Origin of the sequence: Haladaptatus sp. W1, from assembly GCF_001723155.1 — an archaeon.
Lineage (GTDB): Archaea > Halobacteriota > Halobacteria > Halobacteriales > Haladaptataceae > Haladaptatus > Haladaptatus paucihalophilus.
In genome coordinates this window covers 1-5,466 of record NZ_MEIH01000181.1, presented here as the reverse complement: position 1 = coordinate 5,466, position 5,466 = coordinate 1, and the positions used below count along the sequence as shown (strand labels likewise).

Here is a 5,466-nt window from a genome sequence, read left to right as displayed (position 1 = left end):
AGCGCGGTAATGACCGCGAAGAGGAAGTTCGGGAAGTGGTTGAGGAGGAACTGGAGGTACGGTATCGCCACGAAAACAATGATACCACAAAGGAGAACGATAATCAGATTTAGTCGCCAAACGATTCTGTCCTCGTCCATACCACCTACTCACCTTCCGCCTTGTTATTTGTTTGGCCCGGATGAAAAATGGAGCACGACATCCTCGCGCGAGATATCTGTCCCCGCCGTCCGATTCGCCGCGCCGCCCGGTTCGCTTCCCACCGCGAAAACGTCCACACACCGAGTGGCGCAACGAAGGTATCGGTATCGTCGCCACCGAGACGGATGAAATGTTAGAAAGACACCACTTCCGACAGTCGCCGCTCCGGTTCCACGAACTCAACCACCTGTCTACTATCGGCAACTAACGATCCTCTCCAAAAAGTCCCGTATTTCTTTTTATTGGTTTCACCTCTGTACACAGATACAACAACTTGGAAGACGGTGCGAAACTCCGCCGCAACCTGACCCGCGACCGGAACCGCAATCCCTACCTCTCCCCCACCTGCACCTACTCCCATGCAACTGGGCGTCATCGGATTGGGGCGAATGGGTCGAATCGTAGTGGACAGAACGCTGGGTGCCGGACACGACATCGTTGCCTACGACGTGGCCGAGGAGGCGGTCGAATCTGCGGCGAAAGCGGGTGCGGAACCGGCCGATTCGGTCGCCGACCTCGCCGAGAAACTGGGCGAGGAGAAACGAATCTGGCTGATGGTGCCCGCCGGGGAACCGGTGGACGCCGCGCTCGAAGACTTGGAACCGTACCTCGACGGCGACGACGTGGTGGTCGATGGCGGGAACTCCTACTTCGAGGATTCCGTCCGCCGCGGGGAAACCACCTCGGCGGCGTACCTCGACTGCGGGACGAGCGGCGGTCCGGCGGGTGCCGAACTCGGCTTCTCGCTCATGGTCGGCGGCCCGGAGTGGGCCTACGAGGAACTGACCCCCGTATTCGACGCCGTGGCGACCGGCCCGGACGGCCACGACCGGATGGGCGAATCCGGGTCGGGCCACTACGTCAAGATGGTTCACAACGGCGTCGAGTACGCGCTGATGCAGACCTACGGCGAGGGCTTCGAACTGCTCCACGAGGGACGATACGACCTCGATTTGGAGGCTGTCGCCCGGACGTGGAACAACGGCGCGGTCATCCGCTCGTGGCTCCTCGAACTCTGCGAGGAGGCGTTCCGCGAGGAGGGCACCGACTTGGGTGACGTCGCCGACCACATCGCGGGCGGCTCGACGGGGACGTGGACGGTACAGGAGGCGCTCGAACAGGAGGTTCCGGTGCCGCTCATCTACGAGGCGCTCTCCGAGCGGTTCGGCAGTCGCGCGCCCGAGGACGGCCGTTTTTCGCGGCGACTGGCGAACCGACTCCGGTACGGCTTCGGTCGCCACGAAGTCAAACGGGACTGAGCGGGTTCACTCTCCACCTCGGATAGATTTTTCTTGCCGGTTCTTTCGCGTCGCTACCGCTTTGCTCGGAGCAAGTACGCGTGGTCTTGCGGGAGTTTCGCGTCCGAAAGGGATTCCCACGTGTTCTCCTCCCGATGCTCCGTCGCGGTCAGTTCGAACCCTTCGTCTTGCAGCAACTCGAACACGTCCCGTGGCGTGTCGTTCGCTCCCCGACGTAGGCGTGTGTGATGAATGCGCCGTCCGTCGCGTGCGTCCTGTTCAGGACGCGATAGTGGTAGTCGTTCGCTTCGAATCCGTGTATCTGGTCGCCCGGAACGCCGCACACCTTGGCCAACGTGGTGAAGTAACCGAACTGGCTCCCGACGTCGTAAAACGTGTCATCGGCATCGAATTCGTCGGAAATGGCGGCCGTCAACTGCGGTTCGTACTCGTCACCACGACCGAGTATCCGATACAGGTGGGACTGTTTCGGAGCGTAGAGCGACTCCGTTGTGGACCCTTTCGTCAATCGAATTTCCCGCATGTCGACCGTCAGGTATCGGCTGTACTGATAGTGGTTGTCGATGGGCGTGTTCTGTAACGCGGTGATGACCGGTCGCGGAAGTTTCGATACCGCGTCTGCGATGGCATCCGGCATATGTACAGGCCCCTCCGTATCGAATATAATTGTGCGTGTTCGGGAGGTGATTCGCCTTCGGACGATACCACGTCCAACTCGTCCGTCTCCCCCACGCACGCCCTCCGGTGACGTCACGCACCCGCGTCAATCACAATGCTGTTAAACCACCGTTCCGTAGCCACCGCCATATGGTAAACGAACTGGGTCTGGGACTCGGGCTACTACTCGCCCTCGTCGTGGTGGCTCTGCACTACACGAAGGGTACCGAGTGGCGAATCGCAGACGACATCTCCCAAGAAGTGCTCGACCGACGAGCGGCGAGCGTTCCCGAAACCGACTTCCCCGAACCGATGAACCGGTCCATCGGCGGTGGCGGTGCTGTCGCCATCGGCGGCGGTGCGGAAGGCGAACTCGCGGGTGAAGGTGAAGAGGAAGAAGATACGGGCTTCGACCCGTCCGCAATCCCGGAGGACGAAGTCGAGTACTTCGAAGTCGAGTACGTCAACGAAGGCGAAACCATCGAAGTCGCCAGCAACGAAACCATCCTCGAAGCGGGTGAGGACGAAGGCTGGGACCTACCGTACTCCTGCCGGGAAGGTCAGTGTCTGTCCTGTGGTGCGCGCATCGCGGAGGGCGACCCCGACGACATCGTTCACAGCAACAACGACACGCTCAGCGACGAAGAACTCGACAACGGATATTTCCTCTCCTGTACCGCCTATCCGCAGGCGGACATCAGCGTCGAGACGAACGAAACGCCGTAAACACCATCCCATTCGTTTCTCCACGATTTCACCCGGAGAGCCGACTTTCTCCCTTATTCACGTCGTTCATATCCCAGCGAGCGGTATGGCTCTCGTGAAATCCGTGTTCCGACGATGACCGCCCACCATCGAGTAGCGACGGTGACGGTTGACGCAGACACAAAACTAAAGCCCTCGTGGGCAAACGGAAGACTGAGGGCGCGTAGCTCAGTGGACAGAGTTCTTGGTTCCGGACCAAGATGTCGCGGGTTCAAATCCCGTCGCGCCCGTACAGCGAGCGGTGTAACCGCGAGCGAACCGGACGAGGGATTTTCACCAGATCAGTCGCATGCCCGGGAAACGAACGAATGTGAGTGACCCGGAACGTCTGGGCGTGGTTCAAATCCCGTCGCGTCCGCTCATTTTGTGAGCTCTGTGAACCCCAGATGGACCCGAATAACGCCGTTCCTACTCGTCGATATCGCGCTTCAGGGTGGCGCTACCCGGTTCGTAGCTGCCAATTACTTAATTTTTCGGCCGCTGTGGTTGGCGTATGCCCTTCGAGTGCTTTCCAGAATACGCGGTCCGCAATCCCTCCGAGTTTCCCGTCGTTCGTCAGGTTTCCCGCCACGAATGGGTGGCCCGAACCGAGGAGGGGCGCTTCGCCTCCGGCCCGACGCCCGCTAGCGCCATCGCACGGTTGAAACGATAATCTCCCGCGACGCCGTCCGCGAACCCGCTCGCTATCGGGACACCCGTTCGGAGAGCAGGGCATCACGATGCTGGAAACGACGTATTAAACTCGCTTAGCAACCGTTTAACTCACTGATGGTCAGTTCCGTGCTTCTCGTCGATTTCGGCCGCTCATGGTCCCCTGTCTGGTATCGAGACGAGCGAACGACGAGCAGCGCGCCGGGCGGATTGCGGCATATCTTACCGAACCGTTTGCGATTCGAAATATTCAAATCGACCTATTTCGTTTCGAAAGTACGATGACTAGCACACAGCCCAGTAGTTCTATCACCGACGGTGGGCTGGTGCGACCGATGTTCGAACTCGCGTGGCCGATTGTCGTTATCCAACTGCTACAGGTGATGTACAACGTTGCGGACACCTTCTGGTTGGGTCGATTGTCGTCCGATGCGGTCGGCGCGATGAGTATCGCGTTTCCGCTCATTTTCTTCCTCATCTCCGTCGCGGGCGGATTTACGACGGCCGGGAGCATCCTCGTCGCCCAGTTCACCGGTGCGGACAGCGAAGGCTCGGCGGGGAAGGTCGCGGGCCAGGTTCTCTCGTTCGTGTCCATCCTCGCTGTTCTCCTCGCGATTGCCGGGTATTTCCTCACCGACCCGATGCTCGCGGTGATGCCGTCGCAGGGGGCGACGACCGAGCAGGTCGTTCCGCTCGCGCGGCGATACATGGAGACGTACTTCCTCGGATTGCCGTTCCTGTTCGGCTTTTTCGTCTTCACGTCGCTGATGCGCGGGTACGGCAACACGCGCACGCCGATGCGAATCATGATGGTCAGCGTGGCCGTCAACGTCGTCCTCGACCCGCTGCTCATCTTCGGATGGGGGTCGCTCGACGGCATGGGCGTTCAAGGGGCGGCGCTCGCCACCATCTCCGCACGCGCCGTGGCGAGCGTGCTCGGCCTGTACGTCCTGTTTTTCACGAGTGCAGGGCCGACCGTCGGACTGGACGACTTGCTCCCCGACTTCGGATTCATCTGGAAGATCGTCCGTATCGGGACGCCGAGCGCGCTCGAACAATCGACCAGTTCGCTGGCGATGATTTCGCTGACCGCGATGGTCGTCCAGTTCGCACCTCCCGTCGTCAGCGCCTACGGCCTCGGAAACCGCCTCGCGTCGCTCGTCTTCCTCCCCGCGATGGGGTTGGGTCGGGCGACGAACACCATGGTCGGCCAAAACCTCGGGGCGCGGAAGCCCGACCGCGCGGAGCGGGCGGTGTGGCTCGCGGCGAAGGTCGGTGCAGGGGTGATGTTCGCCGTTGCAATCGTCGCGGTGTTGTTCCCCGGCCCGATTGTCGGCGTTTTCATGGCGACGGGAACGAAGCAGGCGGACGCCACCATTCGACTCGGAAGTCAGTACCTCCGGATTCGCTCCGTCGAATTCGTGTTCATGGCGGTGTTGCAGGTTCTCCTCGGCGCGTACCGCGGTGCGGGGAACACGAAACTGGCGATGGCCTTCTCCATGATAACCCTCTGGCTCGGCCGGGTGCCGACCGTGTATTTCCTCGCGTTCGTCCGCGACATGGGACCGACCGGCGTCTGGATCGGTATGGCCTTCGGCAACATCATCGGCGCTATCGTCGCCGCGCTCTGGTTTACTCGGGGGACGTGGAAGCGCACGGTTATCGACGAACCGGGCATCGCGGTCGCCGACGGCGACGGCGAATAACGATTCGCTGTCCCGTTTAAGAGTAACATAATAAAATGATTAGAGAGCGTAGGCGTCTCCAATGAGTCTGGCGACCGTCGCATTGCAAGATGACACTCCTTGCTCCGCGAACGAAACGAGATACGCTGGCCGAAATTGCGGTTTGGGTGACAGACAATGAGTAACGTAGACGTTCTTCTCATCGGAATCGACGCCGGATGCTTGCCCGTTTTCGAACGCCTATACGA

General features: G+C 60.6%; 6 protein-coding genes and 1 tRNA gene. 5 read left to right on the top strand and 2 right to left on the bottom strand.

The genetic code is table 11. The features are described 5' to 3' along the window. Positions 1-560 precede the first annotated feature (560 nt). Positions 561-1,460: a phosphogluconate dehydrogenase (NAD(+)-dependent, decarboxylating) gene (gnd, locus tag BG842_RS09245; protein ID WP_069450536.1), complete on the top strand. Its 900-nt coding sequence runs from the start codon at positions 561-563 to the stop codon at positions 1,458-1,460. 53 nt (positions 1,461-1,513) lie between these two features. Here gnd and BG842_RS32480 read toward each other — a convergent pair whose 3' ends face one another. Next, a complete protein-coding gene (locus tag BG842_RS32480) occupies positions 1,514-1,636 on the bottom strand; it encodes a hypothetical protein (RefSeq protein ID WP_256388516.1) in 123 nt (40 codons plus the stop codon). Next, entirely contained in the window at positions 1,609-2,097 is a 489-nt protein-coding gene (locus BG842_RS09240; protein WP_254663014.1) for a hypothetical protein, read from the bottom strand. The genes BG842_RS32480 and BG842_RS09240 overlap by 28 nt, the downstream gene beginning before the upstream one ends. Positions 2,098-2,267: 170 nt before the next feature. On the opposite strand from BG842_RS09240, the gene BG842_RS09235 reads away from it, so the two are divergent. The 4 genes from BG842_RS09235 to BG842_RS09225 all read left to right on the top strand — a co-directional run bounded on the left by BG842_RS09235 (position 2,268) and on the right by BG842_RS09225 (position 5,239). Further along, the gene (locus tag BG842_RS09235) at positions 2,268-2,843 is read left to right on the top strand and encodes a 2Fe-2S iron-sulfur cluster-binding protein (protein WP_069450535.1); all 576 of its coding nucleotides are present in this window, start codon (positions 2,268-2,270) and stop codon (positions 2,841-2,843) included. Positions 2,844-3,039: 196 nt separating this feature from the next. Further along, positions 3,040-3,112 (top strand) — tRNA-Arg (locus BG842_RS09230). Positions 3,113-3,375: 263 nt separating this feature from the next. Beyond that, on the top strand, positions 3,376-3,534 hold the full coding sequence (locus BG842_RS29725; RefSeq protein ID WP_175424114.1) for a hypothetical protein: 159 nt from the start codon (positions 3,376-3,378) through the stop codon (positions 3,532-3,534). A 280-nt stretch (positions 3,535-3,814) separates the two neighbouring features. Continuing rightward, the gene (locus BG842_RS09225) at positions 3,815-5,239 is read left to right on the top strand and encodes an MATE family efflux transporter (protein WP_303645363.1); all 1,425 of its coding nucleotides are present in this window, start codon (positions 3,815-3,817) and stop codon (positions 5,237-5,239) included. Positions 5,240-5,466: the final 227 nt, after the last annotated feature.